Source organism: Halopiger xanaduensis SH-6 (assembly GCF_000217715.1).
GTDB classification, from domain to species: Archaea; Halobacteriota; Halobacteria; order Halobacteriales; family Natrialbaceae; genus Halopiger; species Halopiger xanaduensis.
The window spans coordinates 1,097,995-1,123,316 of record NC_015666.1; the positions used below are offsets into that span (position 1 = coordinate 1,097,995).

Annotated in this window: 25 protein-coding genes and 4 tRNA genes; 16 read left to right on the forward strand and 13 right to left on the reverse strand. The window is 65.4% G+C overall.

The genetic code is table 11. The annotated features are described in order from the left end of the window. Positions 1-6: 6 nt before the first annotated feature. Entirely contained in the window at positions 7-438 is a 432-nt protein-coding gene (locus HALXA_RS05410) for a histone (protein WP_013879305.1), read from the forward strand. 7 nt (positions 439-445) lie between these two features. Then, entirely contained in the window at positions 446-1,474 is a 1,029-nt protein-coding gene (locus HALXA_RS05415) for a histone deacetylase family protein (protein ID WP_013879306.1), read from the forward strand. A 28-nt stretch (positions 1,475-1,502) separates the two neighbouring features. On the opposite strand, the gene cca is transcribed toward HALXA_RS05415, so the two are convergent. Next, the gene (gene cca, locus HALXA_RS05420) at positions 1,503-2,894 is read right to left on the reverse strand and encodes a CCA tRNA nucleotidyltransferase (RefSeq protein WP_013879307.1); all 1,392 of its coding nucleotides are present in this window, start codon (positions 2,892-2,894) and stop codon (positions 1,503-1,505) included. 146 nt (positions 2,895-3,040) lie between these two features. Here cca and HALXA_RS05425 point away from each other — a divergent pair. The 5 genes from HALXA_RS05425 to HALXA_RS05445 all read left to right on the forward strand — a co-directional run bounded on the left by HALXA_RS05425 (position 3,041) and on the right by HALXA_RS05445 (position 6,101). Beyond that, positions 3,041-3,146 (forward strand) — tRNA-Asn (locus HALXA_RS05425). A gap of 105 nt (positions 3,147-3,251) precedes the next feature. Next, complete coding sequence (locus tag HALXA_RS05430; RefSeq protein WP_013879308.1) at positions 3,252-3,716, forward strand: group I intron-associated PD-(D/E)XK endonuclease; 465 nt, start codon at positions 3,252-3,254, stop codon at positions 3,714-3,716. Positions 3,717-3,806: 90 nt separating this feature from the next. Next, positions 3,807-4,397: a MogA/MoaB family molybdenum cofactor biosynthesis protein gene (locus HALXA_RS05435; RefSeq protein WP_013879309.1), complete on the forward strand. Its 591-nt coding sequence runs from the start codon at positions 3,807-3,809 to the stop codon at positions 4,395-4,397. A 137-nt stretch (positions 4,398-4,534) separates the two neighbouring features. Further along, entirely contained in the window at positions 4,535-5,464 is a 930-nt protein-coding gene (locus HALXA_RS05440; RefSeq protein WP_013879310.1) for a replication protein A, read from the forward strand. 1 nt (position 5,465) lies between these two features. Beyond that, on the forward strand, positions 5,466-6,101 hold the full coding sequence (locus HALXA_RS05445; RefSeq protein ID WP_013879311.1) for an RPA family protein: 636 nt from the start codon (positions 5,466-5,468) through the stop codon (positions 6,099-6,101). A gap of 50 nt (positions 6,102-6,151) precedes the next feature. On the opposite strand, the gene HALXA_RS05450 is transcribed toward HALXA_RS05445, so the two are convergent. After that, complete coding sequence (locus tag HALXA_RS05450; RefSeq protein WP_013879312.1) at positions 6,152-6,859, reverse strand: alpha/beta hydrolase; 708 nt, start codon at positions 6,857-6,859, stop codon at positions 6,152-6,154. Positions 6,860-6,861: 2 nt separating this feature from the next. Continuing rightward, a complete protein-coding gene (locus HALXA_RS05455) occupies positions 6,862-7,836 on the reverse strand; it encodes a VOC family protein (RefSeq protein WP_013879313.1) in 975 nt (324 codons plus the stop codon). Between the two features lie 136 nt (positions 7,837-7,972). Between HALXA_RS05455 and HALXA_RS05460 the strand changes: the two genes are divergently transcribed. Continuing rightward, positions 7,973-8,398 carry a ribbon-helix-helix protein, CopG family gene (locus HALXA_RS05460; protein WP_013879314.1) on the forward strand — a complete coding sequence of 142 codons (426 nt, stop codon included), beginning with the start codon at positions 7,973-7,975 and terminating at the stop codon, positions 8,396-8,398. 6 nt (positions 8,399-8,404) lie between these two features. On the opposite strand, the gene HALXA_RS05465 is transcribed toward HALXA_RS05460, so the two are convergent. Next, positions 8,405-8,860: a DUF5814 domain-containing protein gene (locus HALXA_RS05465; protein ID WP_013879315.1), complete on the reverse strand. Its 456-nt coding sequence runs from the start codon at positions 8,858-8,860 to the stop codon at positions 8,405-8,407. 178 nt (positions 8,861-9,038) lie between these two features. Between HALXA_RS05465 and HALXA_RS05470 the strand changes: the two genes are divergently transcribed. Further along, positions 9,039-9,110 (forward strand) — tRNA-His (locus HALXA_RS05470). A 399-nt stretch (positions 9,111-9,509) separates the two neighbouring features. Beyond that, on the forward strand, positions 9,510-10,805 hold the full coding sequence (locus HALXA_RS05475; protein ID WP_013879316.1) for a hypothetical protein: 1,296 nt from the start codon (positions 9,510-9,512) through the stop codon (positions 10,803-10,805). A gap of 21 nt (positions 10,806-10,826) precedes the next feature. Here the strand turns inward: HALXA_RS05475 and HALXA_RS05480 are convergent, their stop codons facing one another. Next, positions 10,827-11,687 (reverse strand): aldo/keto reductase, encoded by an 861-nt coding sequence (locus HALXA_RS05480; RefSeq protein ID WP_013879317.1) that lies wholly within the window; start codon positions 11,685-11,687, stop codon positions 10,827-10,829. Between the two features lie 328 nt (positions 11,688-12,015). On the opposite strand from HALXA_RS05480, the gene HALXA_RS05485 reads away from it, so the two are divergent. Then, entirely contained in the window at positions 12,016-13,998 is a 1,983-nt protein-coding gene (locus HALXA_RS05485; RefSeq protein ID WP_013879318.1) for an ABC transporter ATP-binding protein, read from the forward strand. 254 nt (positions 13,999-14,252) lie between these two features. Here HALXA_RS05485 and HALXA_RS05490 read toward each other — a convergent pair. Beyond that, positions 14,253-14,326: transfer RNA gene (locus HALXA_RS05490), tRNA-Phe, on the reverse strand. Between the two features lie 224 nt (positions 14,327-14,550). Between HALXA_RS05490 and HALXA_RS05495 the strand changes: the two genes are divergently transcribed. Then, positions 14,551-14,997 carry a DUF7344 domain-containing protein gene (locus tag HALXA_RS05495; RefSeq protein ID WP_013879319.1) on the forward strand — a complete coding sequence of 149 codons (447 nt, stop codon included), beginning with the start codon at positions 14,551-14,553 and terminating at the stop codon, positions 14,995-14,997. A gap of 783 nt (positions 14,998-15,780) precedes the next feature. On the opposite strand, the gene HALXA_RS05500 is transcribed toward HALXA_RS05495, so the two are convergent. After that, positions 15,781-15,854 (reverse strand) — tRNA-Val (locus tag HALXA_RS05500). Positions 15,855-15,914: 60 nt separating this feature from the next. Here HALXA_RS05500 and HALXA_RS05505 point away from each other — a divergent pair. Both HALXA_RS05505 and HALXA_RS05510 read left to right on the forward strand, forming a co-directional pair. Beyond that, entirely contained in the window at positions 15,915-16,406 is a 492-nt protein-coding gene (locus HALXA_RS05505) for a DUF192 domain-containing protein (RefSeq protein WP_013879320.1), read from the forward strand. 76 nt (positions 16,407-16,482) lie between these two features. Further along, entirely contained in the window at positions 16,483-18,447 is a 1,965-nt protein-coding gene (locus HALXA_RS05510) for an ABC transporter ATP-binding protein (protein ID WP_013879321.1), read from the forward strand. 26 nt (positions 18,448-18,473) lie between these two features. On the opposite strand, the gene HALXA_RS05515 is transcribed toward HALXA_RS05510, so the two are convergent. Further along, a complete protein-coding gene (locus HALXA_RS05515) occupies positions 18,474-18,821 on the reverse strand; it encodes a DUF5789 family protein (RefSeq protein ID WP_013879322.1) in 348 nt (115 codons plus the stop codon). 137 nt (positions 18,822-18,958) lie between these two features. Between HALXA_RS05515 and HALXA_RS05520 the strand changes: the two genes are divergently transcribed. Beyond that, positions 18,959-19,702, forward strand: coding sequence for a creatininase family protein (locus HALXA_RS05520; RefSeq protein WP_013879323.1), 744 nt, complete (start codon positions 18,959-18,961; stop codon positions 19,700-19,702). Positions 19,703-19,799: 97 nt separating this feature from the next. On the opposite strand, the gene HALXA_RS05525 is transcribed toward HALXA_RS05520, so the two are convergent. Both HALXA_RS05525 and HALXA_RS05530 read right to left on the reverse strand, forming a co-directional pair. Continuing rightward, positions 19,800-20,270 (reverse strand): DUF5790 family protein, encoded by a 471-nt coding sequence (locus HALXA_RS05525; protein WP_013879324.1) that lies wholly within the window; start codon positions 20,268-20,270, stop codon positions 19,800-19,802. A gap of 171 nt (positions 20,271-20,441) precedes the next feature. Further along, positions 20,442-20,810 (reverse strand): dihydroneopterin aldolase family protein, encoded by a 369-nt coding sequence (locus tag HALXA_RS05530; protein WP_013879325.1) that lies wholly within the window; start codon positions 20,808-20,810, stop codon positions 20,442-20,444. 161 nt (positions 20,811-20,971) lie between these two features. On the opposite strand from HALXA_RS05530, the gene azf reads away from it, so the two are divergent. Next, positions 20,972-21,715 carry an NAD-dependent glucose-6-phosphate dehydrogenase Azf gene (azf, locus tag HALXA_RS05535; protein WP_013879326.1) on the forward strand — a complete coding sequence of 248 codons (744 nt, stop codon included), beginning with the start codon at positions 20,972-20,974 and terminating at the stop codon, positions 21,713-21,715. A 312-nt stretch (positions 21,716-22,027) separates the two neighbouring features. Here the strand turns inward: azf and HALXA_RS05540 are convergent, their stop codons facing one another. The 3 genes from HALXA_RS05540 to HALXA_RS05550 all read right to left on the reverse strand — a co-directional run bounded on the left by HALXA_RS05540 (position 22,028) and on the right by HALXA_RS05550 (position 24,906). Next, positions 22,028-22,642 carry a DUF309 domain-containing protein gene (locus HALXA_RS05540; protein ID WP_013879328.1) on the reverse strand — a complete coding sequence of 205 codons (615 nt, stop codon included), beginning with the start codon at positions 22,640-22,642 and terminating at the stop codon, positions 22,028-22,030. Positions 22,643-22,998: 356 nt separating this feature from the next. Beyond that, entirely contained in the window at positions 22,999-24,096 is a 1,098-nt protein-coding gene (locus tag HALXA_RS05545; protein WP_013879329.1) for an aminopeptidase, read from the reverse strand. 84 nt (positions 24,097-24,180) lie between these two features. Further along, positions 24,181-24,906, reverse strand: a complete 726-nt coding sequence (locus HALXA_RS05550; RefSeq protein WP_013879330.1) for a queuosine precursor transporter — start codon at positions 24,904-24,906, stop codon at positions 24,181-24,183. Between the last annotated feature and the right edge of the window lie 416 nt (positions 24,907-25,322).

The window sequence follows — 25,322 nt, forward strand, 5'->3', positions numbered from 1 at the left end:
CATGATATGAACGTCGAACTCCCGTTCGCCCCGGTTGATACGATCATCCGGCGGAACGCGGGCGATCTTCGGGTGAGCGCTGACGCGTCGAAGGAACTCGCAACGCGGATTCAAGAACACGGGAGCGAGCTGGCCATCGACGCCGCCGAACGGGCGACCGAAGACGGCCGCAAGACGCTGATGGCCGAGGACTTCGGCGTCGAGACGGTCGTCGACAAGGACGACCTCGAGCTCCCGGTCGCGCCGGTCGACCGGATCGCCCGACTGGAGATCGACGACCGCTACCGCGTCTCGATGGACGCCCGGGTCGCCCTCGCCGACATTCTCGAGGCGTACGCCGACAACGTCGCCGAGTCGGCGGCGATCCTCGCACACCACGCCGATCGGCGAACCATCACCGAGGACGACATCGAGACCTACTTCTCGCTGTTCGAGTGACCGCGCGATGCAATTTGGTTACAGCGAGGTCTGTCTCGAACACGATCCTGGGTCGCGCCACCCCGAGACGCCGGACCGGCTGCGGGCGATCAGGGAGCGCCTGAAGAAGAAACACGGCGTCGAGTACGTCGACGCCGACCCAGTCGATATCGACACGATCGCCGCCGTCCACGACCGGGAGTACGTCGAGTCGGTCGAGCAGTTCTGCGCCGACGGCGGCGGCGACTGGGATCCCGATACCTCCGCCGTCGCGGAAACCTGGGACGCGATCCGCCACAGCAGCGGGCTCGCCTGCTGGGCCGTCGAGGCCGCACTCGAGGGCGCGACGGGACGCAAGACGCCGTTTTCGATCGGGCGACCGCCGGGGCATCACGCAGTTGTCGACGACGCGATGGGGTTTTGCTTCGTCAACAACGCGGCGGTCGCAGCCCAGCACGCGCTCGACCACGACGAGTACGACATCGATCGCGTCGCCGTCGTCGACTGGGACGTCCACCACGGCAACGGCACGCAGGACATCTTCTACGAGCGCGAGGACGTCTTCTTCGTCTCGATCCACGAGAAGGGGCTGTACCCCGGCACCGGTGCGATCGACGAGATCGGCGAGGGTGACGGGCACGGAACGACGATGAATATCCCGATGCCGGCCGGGACCGGCGACGAAGCCTACCTCGCCGCCGCTGAGGGACCGATTGCAACCGCCCTCGAGGCCCACGATATCGACCTGCTGCTCGTCAGCGCGGGGTTCGACGCGCACCGCCACGATCCGATCTCGCGCATTCGGCTCTCGACGGAGGCGTACGCGCTACTAACGGATCGCCTCCGAACTATCGCCGACAACTGTGACGCCGCGCTGGCGTTCGTTCTCGAAGGCGGCTACGGGCTCGACGTGCTCGCCGACAGCGTCGCGATGGTCCACGAGACCTTCGACGGTCGCGAGCCGATCGCGCCCGACGGCGAATGCAGCGACGACGCCGTCGAAACGCTCGAGCAGGTCGTCGACGCGCACGGATTGGATCTCGAGATCGACTGTTAATAACTCGCTGCGGCCACCCTTGCAGTTCTCAGGGTCGGGGTTCGAAGTACTCCCGAAGCTCTCGCCCGAACTCCTCGAGCAGCGCCGCGACCCCGTCGTCGACCAGCACTTCGTAGTCGTCCTCGAGGGCCGTCTCGATGTGCGCGCCGAGGCCGACGTCGAACAGGCGGTCGCTCTCCAGAAAGTCGCGGGCGGCGGTGAACTCCCGCTCGCGCTCGGTGACGTATCGGTCGTCCGCGATGAACGGTCCGTAGGCGTCGGGGTCGTCGGCGTAAGCCTCGTAGAACCCTTCCGCGTGGCCCTGGACGTGGACCGGCGGCCCCTCGTGGCGCTCGACGGCGGGGCGCTCGGCAACTGCGAGTTCAGCGAATACCACGGCCGTATCATCGGCGAACGTCGTCGCGCGGAACACGTCGAAGCCGCGGTCGTCCAACCCCTGCGTGATCCCTGCCAGCGATTTCCGGAGCTGCGGATAGAGCTGGTCCTCGACGAGGTCCGGCGCGTCGAACCGCACCGCGACCGGCGTCGTCCCGCGCCGCTCGAGGTGGTCGCGGAGTTCCGATTCGGAGAGCGGGTCGGGGTCGACCGATTTGAAGTATTCGACGGCCGGCTCGGCGAGGAACTCGCGGGCGTAGTGCTGGAACCGGGCGACGTTGTCGGGCGAGCAGACAGCGGCGACGTTGCGCTCGGGATCGGTCGGGTCGATGACGACGAGCGGGTCATCAAAGGTTTCTCGCCCGTGGACCTCCGGATCGAGTTCGACTTGGGGATGCCAGTCGACCGCGGCCTCGAGCAGGTCGCGGAAGCCGCCGTACTCGCAGACCAGCAGCTCGGTGAGGTAGCCGCTGAACCCCCGCGTCCGGAGGTCGCTGCCGTAGGCGCCGATCCCCTTCAGGAACTGCTTCGCGAGGCGCACGTCACCCGCGAGGTCGTCGTCGAGCCGTTCCTCGAGGTACTGCGTGTGGAAGGGAGTCCGATCGACGGCCGAGCGGATCTCGGTCGCCGACTCGAGCCGGAAGCAGGGGACGACGTCGACGTCGAACCCCTCGACGGTCCCCTTGACGTAGGGGTGTTCGGCGTACTCCTCGTGGCCCTCCGGCAGCGTGGCGTGGCCGACCTCGAGACCGTACTGCTCGAGCGTCTCGCGGTCCAGTTCCGGCGGAAAGCGGACGAAGATATCGATATCGCGGTCGCCGCTGATCCACGTGTTCCGTGCGGTCGAACCCACCTGCAACACGTCGGCGTCCGGACACAGGTCGGTCGCGGCCGCCTCGGCGCGCTCGGCGAGCCGCTCGGCGACCTCGCGCAACCGCTCGCGCTCGTCCGCGTCGGGGTCGACGCGCTCGCGAACCGTCGCGAGGACGGCCTCGAGGTCGTCGCGCTCGCCCGTCTCGTCGCCGTCTGCCTGCTCGTCGCTCATTACCGGCACCTTCTCGAGCGGCCGGGGAAAGGATATCGAACCGCTCGAGCGGCGGGTGAACGGGTACCAAATCGCAGGAAGCGAAAGCCCTACCAGGGAACGGAAAACGAAAGCTCTATCAAATACAGCCCCCAATCAGGAGATGAGCCGAAGTAGCTCAGATGGTAGAGCACCTCGCTGTTACGGCGATTCAGGTCTTGCCTGTTCGCCGCAGATACGAGGTTGTCCCAGGTTCGAGTCCTGGCTTCGGCGCTTCTTCATAACCCTTTTCCAACCAATAGTCGCGACGCTCCTCGAGCCTCGCATCCGTTCACTTTCGGACGCGGATTTATCTCGGATACCGCGGCGAGTATCGGCATGGCAGAGCGAACGGGGCCCTACGACGAGCTTCGAGAACCGCAGAAGCGCGGACAGGCAACCGAGGCCATTCTCCGATCCGCATTCGTTGTCCGTGACATCCCCATTCTCGTTCCCGCCTACGATAACGAGCCGTACGATCTGGTCGTCGAGGTCGGCGGTCGATTTCACCGCATTCAGTGCAAAACGGCCTACCGGAAAAGCGAGGGAACGGTAGCGTTCGAAACGGTCAGTACACGCAAACGAGGCGACGGTTACGACAGGGAGGACTACGACGGGCGGGCGGAGTACTTCGCGGTCTACGATCCGGTCAACGACAGTTGCTACCTAATCTCGGTTTCCGACGCCGCGACCGGAAAAATGGAGATCCGGTTCAGAGAGCCAAAGAACGGGCAACGGGTCGGCATCAATTGGGCTGAGGACTATCGACTCGACGAGCAACTCGAGGAACTTCGGCAGCCGTAACCGGCCGGTCGAGTCGGCCGGTCCGCTTTCGAGGCGGCCGACCGTCGTCCGAGGGGAGCTATTATCGCCCTCCGGCGTGCACACACGCGTATGACAGTCGATCAGGACGACAGGCGGAGTACCGACGATCACGGCCACGACGTCATCGATCCGCTCTGCGTCGGGATCGTGACGGTCTCGAGTTCGCGCGCGCAGGCGGACGAAGCAGACCCGGACGATCCGGGCGGCGACACGATTCGGGAGTGTTTCGAGGACGAGGGCCACGAAGTACAGGAGCGCGTGCTCGTCCGCGACGACTACTCGGCGATCCGGACGGCCGTGCGCGGCCTCGTCGCGCGCCGGGATATCGACGTCGTACTCACGACCGGCGGGACTGGCGTCACCGCCGACGACGTCTCGCCGGAGGCGACCTCGTCGCTGTTCGAGCGCGAACTGCCAGGCTTCGGCGAACTCTTCCGCTCGCTCTCGTGGGAGGAGGTCGGCACCCGCGCGATGGCCTCGCGCGCGACGGCCGGCATCGCGGTCGATACGCCTGTCTTCTGCCTGCCGGGGAGCAAGAGCGCCTGCCGAACCGCCTGCGAGGAACTGATCGTCCCCGAGGCGCCCCACCTCGCGGGGCTGGCCACGCGCCACCGGAAGGATACGACCGACCGGTCGCTGTCGGCCTACGGCGACGAGTAATCCGTCGCCGGCCCCTACGCGAGATTCTGGCGACTCAGGCCTGCTGTCTACTTTCGCTCCGGTGCCGGAGGTTTAAATACCATCCGGCGCGAATGGGCGTATGCCTCCCGTTGAAACGAAAGAGGAGGCGTGACACAATGAGCGACGTACGACAGCACGCAGACGATATTCACGACCAGTTTTCGGACCACATAGACGTCAGCGTCGACGACATCGAGGAGCGGCTGACGACCCTCGTCGACGAGTACAAAGTCCCGATCGACGAGGCCCGGCGCAGCGTCACCAATCACTACCTCGAGGAAGCCGGCTTAGAGCGCGAGGACATCGCGGGCGGCTCGAGCGAGGCCGCCAACATCGAGGACGTCGACGAGCCCGAGGAGTGGATCGACCTCACCGCGAAGGTCATCGAACTGTGGGATCCCCGCAGCGATTCCGTCGCGCAGGTCGGCCTGCTCGGCGACCCGACGGGGACGATCAAGTTCACCAAGTGGGCCAAATCCGACCTGCCGACGCTCGAGGAGGGCGGCGTTTACGAACTTCGCAACGTCGTCACCGACGAGTACCAGGGCCGGTACTCGGTCAAACTCAACTCGACGACCGTCGTCGAGGAACTCGACGAGGAGCTCGAGGTCGGCGACGACACGAGCGAGATCGAGGGCGCGCTCGTGGACATGCAAAGCGGCAGCGGCCTGATCAAGCGCTGCCCGAAGGAAGACTGCACCCGCGTCCTGCAGAACGGCCGCTGTAACGAACACGGCGAGGTCGAGGGCGAGTTCGACCTCCGGATCAAGGCCGTCGTCGACGACGGCATCGACGCCCACGAGGTCATCTTCGACAAGGACGCCACCGAGGAACTGACCGGCCTGAGCCTCGAGGAGGCCAAGGACATGGCGATGGACGCCTTGGACACGACCATCGTCGCCGACGAGATCGCGGACGATATCGTCGGCACCTACTACCGCATCGAGGGGCCGACCTTCGGCCGGTACGTGCTGGCCGACGAGGTTGAGGAACTCGACGGGCCGGCGGATGCAGAGGACCTGCTGATCAAAGCGAGGTCGATGTGATATGAGCCAGGCAGAACTCACCCGCGAAGTCGCTCGCCGCGTCTTCGCATCGGAATTCAACGACTCGACGTACTCGTTCAAGGAAAGCGACGACGAACGCGCACCTAACTACGCGCTGCTCCCGACGGGCGACCGCGCGAACCGCGTGTTCATCGTCGGCACGCTCACCGAGACCGAGGACGTCGGCGAGGACAGCGAGTACTGGCGCGGCCGGGTCGTCGACCCGACCGGGACGTTCTTCGTCTACGCCGGCCAGTACCAGCCCGAGGCGGCCGCGACGCTTCGCGACACGGAGCCGCCGGCCTACGTCTCGGTCGTCGGCAAACCCCGCACCTACGAGACCGAGGACGGCACGGTCAACGTCTCGGTCCGCCCCGAGAACATCGCGGTCGTCGACGACGACACCCGCGACCGCTGGGTCGTCGAAACCGCAGAGCGCACGCTCGAGCGCATCGAGGCCTTCCAGGAGTGGGAAAGCGAGCAGGAAGCGCCCGAGAGCGGTTCGACCGCCCCGACCAACGAGTACGCCGAGATGGCGCGCGACCGGTACGACTCGCCCGTCGAGAACTACCGCCGCGACGTGATCCAGGCGCTCGAGAGTCTGGAGGAGGTCGAGGACGCGGAAGCGACGGCCTGACGATCGACGATCGTCGTCGAACGCTGACGCGATCGGTTTTTTGTTTTGACCTACGTCGACAACAGCCCCTCGAGCAGCGCGGCTATCGCGTCGAACTCGTCGTCCGTAACCTCGTGTCCGGTATCGGAATAGACCCGCTCGTCGACGGTTGCGCCCGCATTCTCGAGCGTCCGAACCGTTCTCGCGACTCGTTCGGGATCGAGGTGCGGATCGTCCTCGCCGTACCCGAAGAGGACCGGCGTTCGCTCGAGCGGGTCGTCGCCACTGCCTTCGCCGATCGTCCAGTCGTCGTCGACTGCTCCCGGTAGCACACCGGAGAGACAGCAGAGCCCGCCGTATCGCCGCGGATTCCGACGGACGAATTCCGCGGCGACGCAAGCGCCCTGCGAGAAGCCGCCAATGACGGTCCGTTCAGGGGGAATGTCGATTTCTCGAGCAGCCTCGAGCGCCGCCGCGACGCACTCGACGCTCGAGGTGAGCCACGGTTCGTTGTCGGCCCGCGGCGCGGATGCGGGCTTCGGATACCAGCGGCTGCGTTCGGCTTGCGGTGCGAGGACGGCAACGCCGTGTCGGTAGACGGGGTCGAAGAGGTTGACGACGCCCTGTGCGGTGGCGCCGCGACCGTGGCAGAGGATGAGCGCCGCCTCGGCTGCCAGTGCGGGGGCGCCGGCGGTCAGCAGTGGGTGGCCGCTGTGAGGGCCTGAAACCGAATTCAGCGCGTGGCCGTTGCCGTCGCTCGACTCGTTTGCGCCGGGCATCGTCACGCCGAATCGAAATCCGATATCGCCAGTTCCGGCAACTGGCTCTCGATCAGGTCGCGATCCCGTTCGAACCACTCGGGAAGGGACAGCGATGTGCTTGGCTCGGCCGTGTCGTTCGCGGCGACGCCGTCAGTTTCGGTCGCCAACTCGAAGAGCACGCCGCCCGGCTCGCGGACGTACAGCGAGTGGAAGAAGTGTCGGTCCTTCACGCGGGAGACGTCGTACCCGCGCTCGTCGAACAGTTTCCGCCACTCGTAGAGGTCGTCCTCCTCTTCGACGCGAACCGCGACGTGGTGGTGCGTGCCGATCCCCTCGCGGCCGAACGATGCCTCGCGATCGAGCACGTCGACGACTGTCGCCCGATCGCACGGCGCTCGGTACCGAACGCGCTCGTCGGTTTCGGCCTCGTACTCGAATCCCAGCGTCTCGAGCGTGCTCGCGGTCGCGTAGGGGTTGACCGAGAGCGCCGAGACGCCGTGCAGGCCGCGAATTGCGGCGTCATCCGGGATCGGGCCGGCAGTCCACGGCTCGACGGCGGCGGCCTCGATTTCGGCGGGCGAGCCGCCGACGAGTTCGAGGCGCGTTCCGACCGGGTCCTCGAAGCGGAGAACGCGTTCGTCGAACCGCTCGCGCTCGAGCGGCTCGCCGTCCTCTCCCTCGAGCGCAATGTCGTGCTCTCGGAGCCGATCGCGCCAGTACTCGAGGCTGCCGTCCGGAACGAGAAACGAAACTCGCTCGACCTGTGGCTTACCGACGCGTCCCGGATCGCCGTGGGGATCGGCGAAGACGGTAAAGACCGTCCCCGGCGTGCCGGCCGCGTCGCCGAAGTAGAGGTGGTGCTGGAGGATGTCCTCGAAGTTCACCGTCTGCGTGTCGAGGGCGAGTCCGAGCGTCCCGACGTAGAAGTCGACGGCCTGCTGGGCATCGCCGACGATGCCCGTGACGTGGTGGATCCCCGGCGTGTCCGTCAGCATAGGATAGCTCGGAGTAGGGGCTCGAGGCGGATAGCGTTCGGGTCTCGTCGCAGATTCGCCGGCAATTCCCGGTGAAACCGTCGCCTGTCAAGTCTGACAAACTGTTAAGTGAGACGAACCGAGATTCATAGTGAGAATGGGCAACAAGAACAAGACGATCTCGTTTCGCGTCAACGAGGACGCGTTCGAATCGCTCCAGGACATCGCCGAGGAGCGCGACATCTCGTTGTCCGCGGTCTTCCGTGACTACGTCGACCAACTCGTCGAACACGACGGGCAGGTCGCGGTCGTGCCGGAGGACGAACTCGGCGCCGGCCCGGCGACCGGCGACGCTGAGGACGGCGAGGGCGAAGACCTCTCCTTCCCGCCGACAGTCGAAGTCCCCAAGAGCTTCATCCGCGAGCACGAGCGCCTCGAACTCGAGGCGGACCACCTCCGGGAACAACTCGACGAGTACAAGTCCTACGTGACCGAGCTCCAGGACCGCCTCGAGGACGAACAGGACGAGGTGCTGTTGCTCGACGAACTCGACGAGGACGACGAATCGTATCCGCTCCGATAGTCTGGGCTACCGCGCGAGATCTCCCTTCGCCCGCCGAATCTCGTCTCGCTTCTCCGATTCGCCGTCGACCCGCGCGAGTCCCTCGGCCGCCTCGAGCGTTCGAACCGCGTCGTCGAGGAACGAGAGGACGTCGCCGGGGTAGGCGTAGACCATGTAGTCGTCGGTCATCACGTCGACGATCGCGTCCGGGCCGAGCCCCTCCGCGCGCAACTCGAGGAGGTAGCGAATGAACTTGCGTTCGGGGCAGCCGCAGTAGGGGTTGTTGTCGCAGCTACAGTCGAGGAAGTCGCTCGAGAAGTCGAGCACCCGCTCTTGGGTCGCGTCGTCTAACTTCTCGAGGCCGTCCCCCTGAAAGAGCATGTCCAGCGTCGCCCCCTTGAACGCCCCTTTCGGGATGTTGGTCTCGAGCTGGGAGCTCAACTGCTGGTGATTCTTGACGTAGATCTTGTCGGTGATGGCCACGCGTTGACGGGTATAGGATCGGACTCCCGAAAAGCGTCTCGGTCGAGATTTCCGTTGCCAGAGTGTGCGCCGCATACGACGGCGCGACTCGAGGGTGGCCCTGTTCCGGTTTCTCACGGCGTTTCGCGAGTCGTAACGTATTTCAGTTCGACCGGTCCTACATAAGCACGCAAGCGTGTCCGGGTTGGGGTAGTGGTTATCCTTCAGCCTTGTGGAGGCTGAGACGCGGGTTCGATTCTCGCACCCGGACCTTCTGTGGCGAACAACTTTGTGAGCCACAGAAGTCGTCAGAGAATCGAATCAGGGAGCGACGCGAACGAAGTGAGCGGAACGACCGTGGTTCGATTCTTGTACCCGGACTTTTTGCCGCGAGCAAATCCGTGAGCGGCGCAAATTCGACCGAGATCGAACCGTAGCCAGACGGTCGATCTCACTCCGTTCGGCCGCTGCGACTGGCAGGGTTCGATTCTCGCACCCGGCCGTTTTGTGACGAGCAAACCGGCGAGTCGCAGGTATCGTCAGAACGGGCCTCGAGGCGGCGCGATGATGGTGCGGCCGTCGTACCGACGAGTCGAGGTCGGCTTGCGTATCGAGGGCGGCGGCGTAGTCATGCCCTCGCGTTTAGACGGGGCGTCTCGTACCGACGGGTATGGCGGACGTTCGGCGCGGTGCGCGGCGCGAGGAGCCGAGACGGAACGCGGCGCTGGCGTGGCTCGTCACGATCGTCCTCGTCGTGCTGGCGATCGGCCACGGCGGGACGGGCTCGTACCGCTGGTTCGCCTTCACTATCGCCGCGGTCGCGATCGTCATGCTTCCGGTGATCGCGCGCCGCGATCCGCTCGCGATGCCGCCGTGGACGCTGTTGGCGCTCGTGCTCCTGCCCGTCGTCCACGCGACGGTGCTCGGCGAGTCGTTCCTGACGACCGTCGAAACGTACGTCGCCGTCGCCGCGATCGCGCTCGTCGCGGTCGTCGAGATCGACCGGTTCACGGCGGTGCGGATGAACCACGCCTTCGCGATCGCGCTGGTCGTCCTGACGACGTTGGCCGCCGCCGGCGCGTGGAACGTCGCCCAGTGGGTCGCCGACGTGACTCTCGGGACCGACTACATCCTGACGGGCCGATCGGAGGACGTGGCCAACCGCGCGATGATGATCGACTTCGGCTACGCGGCAGTTTCGGGCCTCGCGGCCGGCGTCCTCTTCGATCGCCTCTTCAAGACGTACTCGGAACCGGCTTCCGAACGATCGCCGACGACCGAGGGGGCGGTGCCCGACACCGGTTCCGAATCCGATCCAGTCCCGCCGCTGCTTCGCGATCGGCTGGACGTCCCCGACGAGATCGTTCGCCGCCTCGCTCGAGTCATGCAGGTCGCGCTCGCGGGGATCTTGCTGTACGGCCTCGTCGCGCGGGACCTGCCGACCGTCGCCAACGCCGCCATCGCGCTGGCGATCACCTTCCTGCCCGCCGTTCTCGAGCGCGACGCTCGCCTCCCGCTCGAGCCGGGGGTCGTCTTCTGGCTGACGGCGGCCGTCTTCCTCCACGCGCTGGGCTCGGCCGGGTTCTACGGACTGATCGGGCAGTGGGACAGTCTGACGCATACGATGTCGGCTTCGGTCGTCGCGGCGGCCGGCTACGCGGTCGTGCGGGCGATCGATCTCTACACCGACGAGGTTCACTTCCCGCCGGCGATGTTGTTTACCTTCATTCTCGTCTTCGTCCTCGCCTTCGGCGTCGTCTGGGAACTCTTCGAGTTCGGCATCGACTGGAGCGCGCGGGTGCTCGGCATCGATGCGGTCGTCTCCCAACACGGCCTGAGCGACACGATCGTCGACCTCGTCTACGACGTCGTCGGCGCCGTCGTCGCGGCGGTCTGGGGGTCGTTCTACCTCACCGACCTCACGCACCGTCTCGCCGGCCGACTCGAGAGCGAAAACAGCGGGTAGCGGGCCGCAGGTGGGTACGGTTTACTCCGCGACGTCCGTCAGCCGCTGGACTTCGTCGTCCGACAGCGAGAGCTGCGTGGCAGCGACGTTCGACTCGAGGTGCTCCGGGTCCGACGTCCCGGGAATCGGGAGCACGACGTCGGAGTGGTCGAGCAGCCAGGCGAGCGCGACCTGCCGGCGCGTCGCGTCGTGGTCGTCGGCGATCTCGTCCAGCACGTCGCCGTGGCCGTCGAGATCGTCGCCGTCGATCGGCGCCCACGGGATGAAGCCGATGTCCTCGTCCTCGCAGACCTCGAGCACGTCCGCGCTCGAGCGGTCGTCGAGATTGTACCGGTTCTGGACGGTGGCGACGTCGACGTGCTCGCGGGCGGTCTCGAGTTGCTCGACGGAGACGTTGCTGACGCCGACCTGGTCGACGAGGCCGTCGTCCTGCAGTTCGGCGAAGGTCTGGATGGAGTCCTCGTAGGGGACGTCCTCGTCGGGGCGGTGGAACTGGTAAAGGTCGATCGTGTCGGTTCCCAGCCGGTCGAGGGAGGTCAGCACCTGGTTGCGGATGTAGTCCGGGTCGCCGTGGGCGAGCCAGTCGCCCTCGCGGTTGCGCAGGAGGCCCGCCTTGGTCGCGACCAGCACGTCGTCGCGGTCGCCGATCGCCTGACGGATGAGCCGTTCGCTCACGCCCGGGCCGTAGGAGTCGGCGGTGTCGATGAGATCGACGCCGAGGTCGACCGCGTGCTGGACGACCTCGCGCGCGGTGTCCTCGTCGTCCGGCGCCCCGATAATGTCTTCGCCGCAGAGACGCATCGCACCGAAACCCAGTCGGTGGACGGTCGTCTCGCCGATCTCGAACGTCTCGCTCTCGTTTTCGATCGTGTTGCTGCTCACGGCACTAGGTCCGGGCGACAGCCTGATAGATGTGGTCGTTGCGGTAGCGCCGTGGGGTTCGTCGGCGGCCGTTTGGCCCTGAAACGCCGATCCGTTCCACTGCCGAACGCAGGTGAGGTCCCGTACGAATGTGTCGGCCGCCGTCGCCAGGGATACAAAATGCCATTCTCAACGTCTCGATATCGCTTCTCGAGCCGTCCCGTCCGTGGGGCCGCTCTGCGGGCCGTTCGTCGCCGACGCGCCGGGACTCGAGCCCGTACTGGAACCGGTGCCACGTTCCCTCTTCCCACGGTTTTATGTACTCAGTACCGAAAGACGGCACGACCGAATGGCTGTCGAGAAGAGTACGTTTGAGGCCTATCGCGACCGCGTCTCCAAGCCGTTGGTTCGGATCTTTACGACGTTCGGTCGCGACCACTGGGCCGTTTTCGGTGTCGGATTGGTGTTGAACCTGATTCAGCGGGGCGCGTCGCTGGTACCGCCGTTTATCCTCGGCGTTGCGATCGACGCCGTCTTCAACCAGACGCAGGCCTACGAACTCCCCTTGCTTCCCGCGGCGTGGATTCCGGGCGACCGAGCCGGACAGCTCTGGCTCTCCTTCGGCCTGATTATCGGGAGTTACCTCCTGTTGGCGGTTTCCTCGCTGGCGCGCGGTCTCTGCATGGATTACTTCTCCCACCGCGTCATGCACGATGTCCGGACCACTACGTACCGGAAGTTACAGCGGCTCGACATGGGCTTTTTCGAGTCCGAGGACACCGGGGAACTGATGAGCGTGCTCAACAACGACGTCTCGAACTTCGAGCGGTTCTTCGACGACGCGTTCGTCAGGGCGACCCGGATCGCGGCAGTCCTCCTCGGCGTCACGGCCATCCTCGTCTATCTGAACTGGCAACTCGCGCTGGTAACGCTGAGCGCGCTCCCGCTGTTGGCCGTCGGAACCCTCCTCTACCACCGCCTCGTCGAACCCGCCTACGACGCGATTCGGTCGGCCGTCGGTTCGATGAACACGCGCCTCGAGAACAACCTCGGCGGGATGCAACTCATCAAGTCGACGGCGACCGAGGAGTACGAGAACGAGCGGGTTCGCGACGTTTCCTGGGACTACTTCGAGTCGAACTGGTGGCGGATCAAGCTCGAGCTCTTCTACCATCCCGGCTCGCGGTTCCTCACCAACGTCGCGTTCGGGATGACGTTCCTGGTCGGCGGCGTTTGGCTCGTCAGCGGGCCGCCGGGGCCGTTTACCGGCGAGCTGTCGGTCGGGACGCTCGTCACTTTCCTGTTCATGAGCCAGCGGATTCGCAATCCGATGCGGGACATCGCCAGCGTCGTCGACCTCTACGAGAACGCCCGCGCGTCCGGGAAGCGCGTCTTCGGGCTGCTCGACATGCCAGTCAGGATCACGGACGCGCCCGACGTCGAGAAACTCCCCGCGGTCGACGGCCACGTCGAGTACGATTCCGTCACCTTCGACTACGAGAACGCCGTCCCGTCGCCGGCGGACGCCGAACCCGACGGCGGCACCGTCGCGACCGACACGCAGGACGGCTGGAACTCGAGCGACGACGAGACCGACCCGGTACTGAAGGACGTCTCCTTCGAGGCCGAACCGGGCGAGACGGTCGCGCTCGTCGGCGCGACCGGCGCGGGGAAGTCGACGGTGCTGAAGCTGCTGCTCCGCCTCTACGACGTCGACGAGGGCGCGATCCGCATCGACGGCTACGACCTGCGGGACGTGACCCTCGCGAGTCTGCGCGAATCGATCGGCTACGTCAGTCAGGAGACGTACCTCTTCGGCGGGACGATCCGCGAAAACATCGCGTACGGCCGGTTCGACGCGACCGACGAGGAGATCCGCGAGGCCGCGAAGATCGCCGAGGCCCACGAGTTCATCGAGCGACTCCCCGAGGGCTACGATACGCAGGTCGGCGAGCGCGGCGTCCGAGTCTCCGGCGGCCAGCGCCAGCGGATCTCGATCGCCCGCACCGTCGTCGGTGATCCCGACATCCTGATCTTCGACGAGGCGACCTCCGCGGTCGACACCGAGACGGAGATGCTCATCCAGCGCTCGCTCGACCGCCTCAGCGCCGACCGAACCACGTTCATCATCGCCCACCGCCTCTCGACCATCCGCGACGCCGACAAGATCCTCGTGCTCGACGACGGCGAGATCGTCGAACGCGGAACTCACGAGGAACTCCTCGAGCGGGACAGCCTCTACGCGAACCTCTGGCGCGTCCAGGCGGGCCAGATCGACGAACTACCGGAGGAGTTCATCGACGACGCGATCGATCGGACGTCCGGGCAGTAGTTGCCCGGTCCGCGTCGACGCGTCAGACGGTGCTCCCGCTCGTCTCCTTCCTGCAAAACGACAACTCGCTAGCACGATCTACTTGCGGTTCGGTCCTGCGACTTCTCGAGTCGAATCTCGTAAAATTGGCTGGCAACTCCGGGTTTGAACCACGCGAACACGGTCGCTCGCGGCGCTCGCACTGCGTGTTCTCTAGTTCAAATTCGTTCGGCGTCGTTTCTGCGCCTCCTCACTTCATCCGTCGCCGCAGAATATGCCGCCTCCCGGATTTGAACCGGGGACAGCTCGATCTTCAGTCGAGTGCTCTCCCAGTCTGAGCTAAGGCGGCTTACTCATGCCTCGGTCGATGATATAAAAAAGGATTTCGAATCGGGAGCGCCGTTCGAGTCGTTCTCATAGGTGCCGTGGTACCACCTAGTCAACAGATGTCACGGTGGCAATAAAACGAACAGTAATTTCTCATATGCTCCGATTTCTCGCAGTTAGCGGCTGCCTGTCGGATTTGCGGATATTCAAGACACCCTTTTCCGCACCGGGGAGTAACATCGTGTTATGGAAGCACTTACCTCGAGACAGGAGGCGCAAGAGCTTTCGGCCGACACCATCCTCGAGTTACTCGCGAATCGGCGTCGGCGATACCTCCTCTACGCGCTCCGGGGTCGCGAAGACCCGATCGAACTCTCGACGCTGGCCGAGCAAGTTGCGGGCTGGGAACACGACGTTCACCCGGACGAGGTCGAGAAAAACGAGTACAAGAGCGTCTACGTCTCCTCCGTCCAGTGTCACGTCCCGAAACTGGCCGACGCGGGCGTCGTCGACCACGACGAGGACAACCACACGGTCGTCCTCGCGGACAACTTCGAGCAACTCGAGCCGTACCTCCGCGTCGTCGTCAAGGACGAACCGGAGAACTCGACGCTGCACGCGGCGCTGAAGGCCGAATCCGGCGATGGATTCTTCAGTTCGATCCGCGAGAACGTCGCACGTCTCAAGCAGTAGGCGGTAGACAGTCGGCGATCGCACGGCCACGTGCGATCACGGGAGGATAGCCGAGCGGATGGTCTGAACTCGAGGTTGGCGGTCACCGGCTCGAGGCCGTATCGGAGCGCGCCCGGCTGCTTGCTTTTGAACCGTTGCTTGCGGGAGGAAGGGAGACGATACGGAGTTGTAAGATTACGGATGTGTCCTGCAGACTGAAACCGGCTGAAACGGACGCCGTCGCGATGTTATCCTTGGTTACTAACTGATTAGCCGACGCGACTTGGTGACTCGCTCTCGGGCTGTTGCACTGATTATGACGTAGTCTCGTCACGATCGCAGACAGTGCTACTGTTGCGAGTAGGCTCGAGCGATCGTTGGGTCGTAGATCGGTTCGGGCGGCATCGGGACGACTCGAGCGGTGCCGGACTCGAATAGCGCCGGACGACTCGAGGAGAGTGAACGGCTCGGGCGGGTTCGAACAACGCGAAGACGGTCGCTCACTGCGTTCGCGCCGTCTTCTCTCGTTCGAATCGCCCTCGGCCACGTATCCGTTGCTCTCGAGTTTGCTCGCAGTGGGAACTGGGCTCGGGCGGGTTCGAACCACGGTCGGAGCAAGCTCCTCCCTGATTAGAACCTGCCCTCAGATACATTTCTGTGGCTCACGCGTTGTTCACCACAGAAATGGGCTCGGGCGGGTTCGAACCACCTGAACTTCGCTCGCTGTCGCTCGCTCGTTCCGTCGTTCGAACCGCCGCTCGCATCACGATACTGTCGCTCACGAGTTGTTCGCGACAGAAGTAGTGGGCTCGGGCGGGTTCGAACCACCGACCTCGGCCTTGTAAAGGCCGCGTCATGACCAGCTAGACCACGAGCCCGCATTCGGACCAAGTCCCGCCGTCCGAATAACCTTTACTTTCTCGCTGCGCAGTTCACGTATGGCACTCGAGCGCGTCTGGCAAGCGCTGCTCGCCGTCGTTTTGGTCCTGCTCGTCGGCGTTGTTCTCGTCCAGGCGGGCTACGTCTCGGCCCCCTGGCACATCGATCACGGCGAAGTTCGCGTGCTCGACGATCGGAGCGAGCCGAAAGCCGTCATCGACGTCGAGGTCGCGGATACCCGGCAGGAACAGTACACCGGTCTGAGCGATCACGACTCCCTCGAGCCGGGCGCGGGAATGCTGTTCGTCCACTCGAGCGAGGACGACCGCACGTACGTCATGCGGGAGATGGACTTCCCCATCGACATCGTCTTCATCGGGGCCGACCGCGAGATCACGGGAATCGAACACGCACGCGCACCCGAGCCCAGCGAGGACGGCGAAAGCCTGCAGTACACCGGCCGAGCGAAGTGGGTGCTCGAGGTGCCCCGCGGCTACGCCAACGAGACCGGGATGGCGGTCGGCGATGAAGTCGAGATCGAGTACGAGTGAGTATCCGATCTAGCCTGGAACCGAACTGTTTCGATTCGTAGCAACCCTTATTGGTGCGGATCCCAAATTCGAGCCGATGAGCGGGAGCGGCGTCGATTGGGAGGAGGACGACCCGTTCGAGGAGCAACGCGAAGAGATCGAGAACCCGATGAAGCGCCTGTTCCTCGAGTACGGGCGCGACTACGCGTTTCCCGCGATCGTCGGGATCCTCGCGAGCACCGTCGCCCGCATCCTCGATCTGTTGCCGCCGATCATGCTGGCGGTCGCGCTCGACGCGGTGTTTCGCAACGAAGTCGACAGCTACGCCGGTGCGCTGCCCTTCGGCGGCGGGCTGGTCGAACCGTACATTCCCGCGACGCAGCTCGGGCAGTTCTACCTGACTATCGGCGTCATCGCCGGCGCCTTCTTCTTCGGCGCGACGTTCCACTGGCTTCGCAACTGGGGCTTCAACGCCTTCGCCCAGAATATCCAGCACGACATCCGGACCGACACCTACGACAAGATGCAGCGGCTGAACATGGACTTCTTCGCCGACAAGCAGACCGGCGAGATGATGTCGATCCTCTCGAACGACGTCAACCGCCTCGAGCGCTTCTTGAACGACGGGATGAACTCCCTGTTCCGGATGGCGGTGATGATCGTCGGGATCGGCGTCATCCTCTTCGCCTACAACTGGCAACTCGCGTTAGTGGCGCTGCTCCCGGTGCCGCTGATCGCCGGGTTCACCTACCTGTTCGTCAAGATCATCCAGCCGAAGTACGCCGCCGTCCGCTCGACCGTCGGCAAGGTCAACTCCCGCCTCGAGAACAACCTCGGCGGGATCCAGGTGATCAAGTCGAGCACCACCGAGGAGTACGAGTCCGAGCGCGTCGAGGACGTTTCACAGGACTACTTCGACGCCAACTGGGACGCCATCGAGACCCGGATCAAGTTCTTCCCAGGGCTGCGCGTCCTCGCGGGGATCGGCTTCGTCGTCACGTTCCTCGTCGGCGGCCTGTGGGTCTTCCAGGGGCCGCCCGGTCCCTTCACCGGCACGCTGAGCGAGGGCGAGTTCGTCGTCTTCATCCTCTACACGCAGCGGTTCATCTGGCCCATGGCGCAGTTCGGGCAGATCATCAACATGTACCAGCGCGCCCGCGCCTCCTCGGCGCGCATGTTCGGCCTGATGGACGAACCGAACCTCGTCGGGGAGAACCCCGACGCGGCCGACCTCGAGGTGTCGGCGGGGCGCGTCGAGTACGACCGCGTCACGTTCGGCTACGACGACGAGGAGACGATCGTCGACGACATCGACTTCACCGTCGCGGGCGGCGAGACGCTGGCGCTGGTCGGGCCCACGGGCGCGGGCAAGTCGACCGTCCTCAAACTCCTGTTGCGGATGTACGACGTCGACGAAGGCGCGATCACCGTCGACGGCCAGGACATCCGCGACGTGACCCTCGAGAGCCTCCGCGACTCGATCGGCTACGTCAGCCAGGACACGTTCCTCTTCTACGGCACCGTCGAGGAGAACATCAAGTACGGCACCTTCGACGCCGACCGCGAGGACGTCGTCGAGGCTGCGAAGATGGCCGAAGCCCACGATTTCATCCAGAACCTGCCCGACGGCTACGACACCGAGGTCGGCGAGCGCGGCGTCAAACTCTCCGGCGGGCAGCGCCAGCGCATCTCGATCGCCCGCGCGATCCTCAAGGACCCAGACATCCTCGTGTTAGACGAGGCGACCAGCGACGTCGACACCGAGACCGAGATGCTCATCCAGCGCTCGATCGACGAACTCGCCGAGGACCGGACCACGTTCGCCATCGCCCACCGGCTTTCGACGATCCGCGACGCCGATCAGATACTCGTCCTCGAGGACGGCGAAATCGTCGAACGCGGCACGCACGGGGAACTGCTGGAAAACGAAGGTCTGTACTCGCACCTCTGGGGCGTGCAGGCCGGCGAGATCGACGAACTCCCCCAGGAGTTCATCGAGCGCGCCCAGCGCCGGCAGGCGCGGACGGAAGTGGACGCCGACGTCGGCGACGATGACGACTGACGACGGTCGCGGTCGGCACCCCTCCGTTAGAACGACTCCTGTTCCTCCTGGCCGCCCTGCTCCGGAGCACCCTCGTCCTGTCGCTGTTCGCCCGACGCCGGCGGCGTCCGGTCGCTGTAATTTTTCCGCCCGATCGCGTCGTCGCTGACCATGTTCATGATCGACTGCTCGACTTCGCCGTAATCCTGGTACTCGTCTTCGTTCATCGGACCGATGAGGTCCTCGAGGGTCATCGTCTCCTCGCCGCCCATCCCGACCTCCTCGTCGCCGTACTTCTCGAGCAGATCGTCCTGGCTGATCGGATACTCCTGATTCCGGAGTTCGTCGCCGAGGTCGCCGAGTTCGACGCCGAGTTCGCGATCTTCGTCTGGCATACCCGAGGATACGTCAACGGACCGGAAACCGGTTGACCCTGCGTTCGCCACGAACGGAGCCGACTACCGCCTGCGGTTCCTGCGGATCGATCCGGGCTACCGACGGTTTCATGTCCGCGCGCTCGGAGTACTCGCGCATGGATCTACGCGCCGCGACGTGGACGGACGTTCGCGACTGCGACTCCGATCTCGCGGTCGTCCCCGTCGGTAGCACGGAACAGCACGGCCCCCACGCACCGCTCGGAACCGACGTCCTGACCGCCGAGGCGATCGCCGACGCCGGCTGCGACCGAATCGACCGCGAGGTCGTCCGGGCGCCGGCGGTTCCCGTCGGTATCGCCGAGGAACACCGCCAGTTCCCCGGGACGATGTGGGTTTCGGAGGACACGTTCCGAAACTACGTCCGCGAGGCCGTCGAGAGCCTCGCCCATCACGGCTTCGACCGCGTCGTCATCGTCAACGGCCACGGCGGCAACGTCGACGCCCTGCGGGAGGTCGGCGGGACGATCACGCGCAGCGCCGACACCGACGCCTACGCCGTCCCCTTCACCTGGTTCGAGGCCGTCGGCGAGCACGCGAGCGACATGGGTCACGGCGGCCCCCTCGAGACGGCCCTCCTCCGACACCTCGAGCCGGACCTGGTCCGCGAGGATCGCATCGAGGAGGCGCAGGCCGGCGCCGCCGATCGGTGGGGTGAGTGGGTCAGCTACGCGAATCTGGCCTACGATTCGGCGGAATTCACGGAAAACGGCGTGGTCGGCGACCCCGACGACGGCGACGCACGACGGGGCGAAGAACTGCTCGAGCTGGCGGCGGACGCGCTGGCCCGGCTGCTCGAGGCGGTCGCCGAGCGCGACGTCTCGCGACCCGAGCGGCGGTAGCCGCGGTCGACGCCGCTACGGGACTCGAGCGGGCGCGGATGAACCTGACGGGTGGCCGGCGACCGAGACGGTTCGGTACGTCGATCGGAAGGGCAGGTTACTCCTCGTCTTCGTCGTCCTCGGACTCGGCGTCGGCCTCCTCTGTTTCGTCTTCCGCGTCGTCACCGTCGTCGCTCGGGCCTGCGTCCTCGAGCGTGCCGCGAAGCGCCGGAATCGTCGAGGTGAGTTCGCCCACCTGCTCGCCGGCCGCCGAGATGTCTTCGATGGCTTCCTCGAGGTCGGCGATCTCCGCCTCTAAGTCGTCGGCGTCCTCGAAGGCGTCGGCGCGCTGGCCCATGGTGAACCACTTCTTGGCGTCGCGGAGGTGGTCCTCGGCGTCGCCGGCGTCCAGCGCGGAGTTGAGACCGTTGAGCACGCCCAGCACGTTGTCGGCGTCGGCTTCCCAGACGTCGTCGGCGTCGGGTAGTGCCGCCCAGGCCTCGGCCAGCGAGGATTCGACGTCCTCGCGCATTTCGTTGGCTGCTTCGCCGAACAGTTCCTCGTCGTCGCCGAACGTCGCTTGGCTCATGTGTCCACCTTCACGGGGCCCGAGGTTAAAAGGTCGCCCGAAAGTGAAAGTGAAACCGGGGTCGTGAGGGTCGATACGCGCCGAACGGCAAGGTAATTTCGAAAGCCTTCTCGAGGGTCGATCGGATCGACAGTCGATCGTTCGACCGTCGGCCGATCAGCCGGCGGCGCGCTAGTTCGCGTCGGCGTCGCGAACCGAGACCACCGTCATCAGCGGGTAGCCGTCCTCCATCGCCATCCGCGTGACGACCTCGCAGCCCTCGTAGTCGACGACGATCTCCACCTCGAGGAAGCGGCCCGTCAGTTCGGTGTAGTCGGCGGCCGAGTCGGCGAGTTCGGCCTCGAGGGCGTCGCGCTGCACCTCGACGGTGACGTCGGTACAGTGGGGCTGGTTCTCGATGGCCTCCTCCATGGCGGTCTCGATGCTCGCGGCGCTGTGGGGCGAGAGCGGGGTGCCCGCGAACTGGTGGTAGAGCGTGCCGAACTTGATGCCGGCCTCGAAGCAGGCGGCTTCGCCGGTGGTCGGCGCGGTGTCCGTCATACGGGTGTCCTCGCGTGCGGCCGGCAAGGGGGTTCCGGTCCCGATTCCTCGGCCCCGGTCCCCGTCCGCTCGAGTGCTCTGTGACGCGCGTGTCAGCGACGACCGTGCCGGCGTGGAACCGCATGGTACTTATCGCCGCTTTCCCTTCCACCGAACAACGAATGGCACAGTCAGTCCTGCTCACGGGGGCTGCGGGGCGGGTCGGAGACGCCATCCTCGGGGGCCTCGCAGACGAGTACGAGTGGCGATTACTGGATCGAGATCCGCCGACGGAGGACTACCCTGGCGAGTTCGTCGTCGCGGATATCACCGACGACGAGGCCGTCCGCGAGGCGATGGAGGGAATCGACGCCGTGATCCACCTCGCCGGCGACCCGCGTCCGGACGCGCCGTGGGACAGCGTCCTGACGAACAACATCGACGGCACGCAGACCGTCTTCGAGGCCGCCGTCGACGCCGGCGTCGAGAAGGTCGCGTTCGCCTCCTCGAACCACGCCGTCGGCCACTACGAGACCGAGGAACGGACCCCCGAGATGTACCGCGCGGACGACGACTACCTGCTCGACGGCACCGAACTCCCCCGGCCGGGCAACCTCTACGGCGTCTCGAAGGCCGCCGGCGAGTCGCTGGGCCGGTACTACCACGACGAACACGACCTCTCGGTCGTCTGCGTCCGGATCGGCAACCTCACCGAGGACCACCCGCCGATCGACTACGAGCGCGGCCAGGCGATGTGGCTCTCCTACCGCGACTGTGCCCGCCTCTTCGACCGCTGTCTCTCGGCCGACTACGGCTACGAAATCGTCTACGGTATCTCCGACAACGATCGCAAGTACTACTCCATCGACCGCGCTCGAGCGGTGCTCGGCTACGAGCCTCAGGACAACTCCGCGCGCCACGACTGACTCGCTTTTATTCCCGCCAGCCGCGTCTATCGAACGTCAGGCGCCAAAATAACCCGTCCGACTCGGGTTCGACGACGATTCCCGTCGGACGTCTCGAGATGGGTTCGTTCGTCCTCTTCGTCGGACGTTACGCGTCCTCGAGCGCGCACGCGGGACTGCAGAACTCGCGGTCGGCCGCGTTCGCGTCGGGGTATGCCTTGAACTCGTCACCACACTCGTTGCACGTGACGGAAACGAAGTCGGACATAGCTCAGTTTGTAATTCGGGTTTCCGGTAGGAAAACGTACTGACTTCCGCTGAGCCCAAGGCTGGTTAAAACAGCCCCTCGACGTCCGACTCTCGCGCGGCCCGCCGATCGACGTGCTGGCTGAGCCGCTGGAAGACGATTCCTCGAGCGTCGGCCTCGCGGACGAAGTCGAACAGCAGGGAGATGAATCGGCTGTCGTCGTCGCCCGCGGCCAGATCCCGCTGTGCGTACTCGCACGCGCGTTCGATCGGGTCCTCGTCGTACCCCAGTTCGTCGGCGATGACGGGTGCGGCGACGATCGTTGCCTCGAGATCGAGCGTCGACAGTCGGGGCACCTCGCCGTCGTGCTCGAGTCGCACTGGCGGCCGGCGCTCGATCACCTCCGGGTCGGCCGCGAGCGCGCCGAGGTACCCGCGGATCGGCTCGAGATGCAGGTCGCGGTAGTCTCCGGGGAGCCCCTCGAGGTACTCGCCGGCGCTTTCTGCCAGTCCGACGGCACCCACCCAGTTGCGCTCGTGAGCGTGGTGGACCGCGGCGGCGAGTTGAATCAGGCCGTGGAGCAGCCGCTCGTCGTCGGTCCCGTCTTCGCACTCGAGCCACCGGTCCTCCCAGGCGTCGTGGGCGGCGTGGTAGTAGCCGTCGTTGTAGATGGCGGCGCCGGCCCGGAGCTGGTTGCGCATACCCGTGGTTGGGACTCGAGACTCGAGAACGTCACGGACGCGGCGCTGCAGTCGATGCAACGTCGCTGTATCGACTTCGACAGTAGTGCGTCGCCGTCGAGGGGGATGGGGTATAAAAAGTGCCGGATACGTGCCGCCTCCGGCGGGGCGGGCAGACAACTGTCGAAACGGGGAGCGGGACGCCGAGCATCCCGACCGGTTATTCGCCGCCACCGGTCAAGGCGGTACCTGATGCAAGGCCGGAATCACCCATTAGTATGGGCCCGGTTCCGTCTCTAGGCACCGGCAACGACGAGCGTAAACGCCGTCTAATAGGTTCGTTCGCTCGAGTTACCCTCAATTCAGTTCCGACAGCGCTACTCCTCGAAGCCGTCCTCCCACCGGAACTGCCCGTTCCGTTGGACGACGTCGCCGTCGATTTCGATCCGCGAATCCTCGCTCATGTCGGTGATCATGTCGACGTGGACCGCCGACTCGTTGCCCGACTCGCCCTCCGGGAGGCAGGCGTCGTAGGCCCGACCGAGCGCCAGGTGGACCGTCTCGCCCATCTTCTCGTCGAAGAGGATGTTGTCCGTGTATTGGTCGATACCGCGGTTCATCCCGATACCGAGTTCACCCAGCCGTCGGGCACCGTCGTCGGTCTCGAGGATTTCGCTGATCACCTCTTCGCCCTGTTCGGCGCCGTAATCGACGACCTCGCCGTCGTCGAACTCGAGGCGGACGTTGCGGACGGCCTCGCCGCGCAGCGTCATCGGGACGTCGAAGGTGACCTCGCCCTCGGTGGCATAGGGCGCGGTGAAGACCTCGCCGCTGGGGAGGTTGTGCGAGTCGTAGGCGACCGAGGCGGCGCTGTTGACCGCGGTGCGGTCATCGATCGCCATCGTGAGGTCGGTGCCGTCGGAGACGAGTCGAACTTCCGAACCGGCGTCGAGCAGGTCCTTCATGTTCGCCATCTCGTCGGCCAGCGACTCCCAGTCGCGCAGGATGGCGTCGTAGGCAAAGTCCTGGTACTCCTCGTAGGCCATGTTGGCCTGCTGGGCGAGCGACCGCGTCGGGTGGACCGTCGAGACCCACCGCGCGTCGAAGCGCGCCTCGCGGATCTCCGTGCGGGCGTTGCTGTAGGCCCGCCGGGTGTCGCCCGGCACGTCGGCCGTCGCGCTCGTGTTCCGGCCGCCGCCCAGCGAGAGGTAGACGTCCGCGTTCTCGAACAGCGCGCGCTCGTGGGCCGGATTCTCGTCGAAGTCGCCGTCGTGGGCCCGCAGGTACGCGCGCGTGATCTCCCCGGATCCGTAGGTCGCGAGCAGGTTCGCGCCCCGCTCGCCGAGCTTCTCGGCGACGGCGACGGCGAGTTCGTGGGCGTCGGGTCCGACCGAGAGAACGACGTCGTCCCCCGCTTCGACTCGAGCGCTCCAGTCGACCAGTACGTCGGCGTGTTCGCGGACGCGTTCGTCCATACCCGTTCCTCTCGAGCGCGCCACTAAACGCTCTCCGTTCTCGGAACCGGTGCAGAACGAGTAGGATCGACCCGAGCCGGCAAATCAGGCCGTATGAGCGTCGTCAGGTGCGATTCCCTCTCGAGAGCGGACGAGCGAGACGACGGCGTAGACGATCGGCGTGTCCAGCAGCGCGATCGCGAACTTCAGCAGGTACTGGCCGACGATCAGCGAGAGCAGGACGTTCGTCGGGAGCACGGCGCCGACGCCGAGTACGGCGGGCGCGATCGCGAACGCGACCGAGACGAAGATGACGGTGTCGATCGCCTGGCTGGTCGCCGTCGAACCGATGTTGCGCAGCCAGAGCATCCGCGCGCCGGTCGCCTCGCGAATGCGATGAAAGACGATCACGTCCCAGTTCTGGCTGACGACGTAGGCCAGCAGGCTCCCGATGACGACGTTCGTCGACGCGCCAAGCGCCGTCTCGAAGGCGCCGGGATCGACGCTCGAGGGTGCAGCGGGCGCGGCGATCGTCGACCAGACGAGCGCGAGGACGATAAAGTTCAGCAGGAAACCGACGTTGACGACGATCTGGGCCGCGCGGCGGCCGTAGAGTTCCGTGTAACAGTCGCTCGCGAGGAACGTGAGCGCGTACGCGAGCGCGGCGCCGGGCAGCGCGAGCTGCGAGCCCGTGACCGGGAGCGCGAACGGCAGTTCGAACGCGAGCACCTTCGACGCGGTGAGCTGTGCGGTGACGAGCGCCGCGACGAACAGGCCGATCAGCGCGACCTGCGCGATCGTCGGCGCGGCAGTTGTCCGTGAGCGACTCATACCGTCGGCTCGCCGTCGAACGCACCTAAACGATACTATTCGAGTCGGACTCGAGTACGACGTCGTTACTCTCGAGTGCGGATCGTAGGGTGACCGAACGATGGCTGCGCGATCATACAACTCGATCGGATTCGCGTTCGAGCCGGGTGTCCCCACTCGAGCGACGGGGACTTTTGACCGATCGGTCACTATCGAAATCGGCGCCCTCATCGCTCATCTCGCGAAATTCTGTTACAGGACGAATCGCCAGTACAGTCGCTACTCGCTCGAGCGCCCCGGTGGGGGTCGATCGCGGGCGAACTGCAGTTGCTCGCCGGACCGAGTAACGACGTCGTATCGAGTTCGAATACAATCGTTTCCGTCCGATTCCGTCCCGATCGAGGACTGTTTGCCCAGTTCTATCGAAAATTATCTTC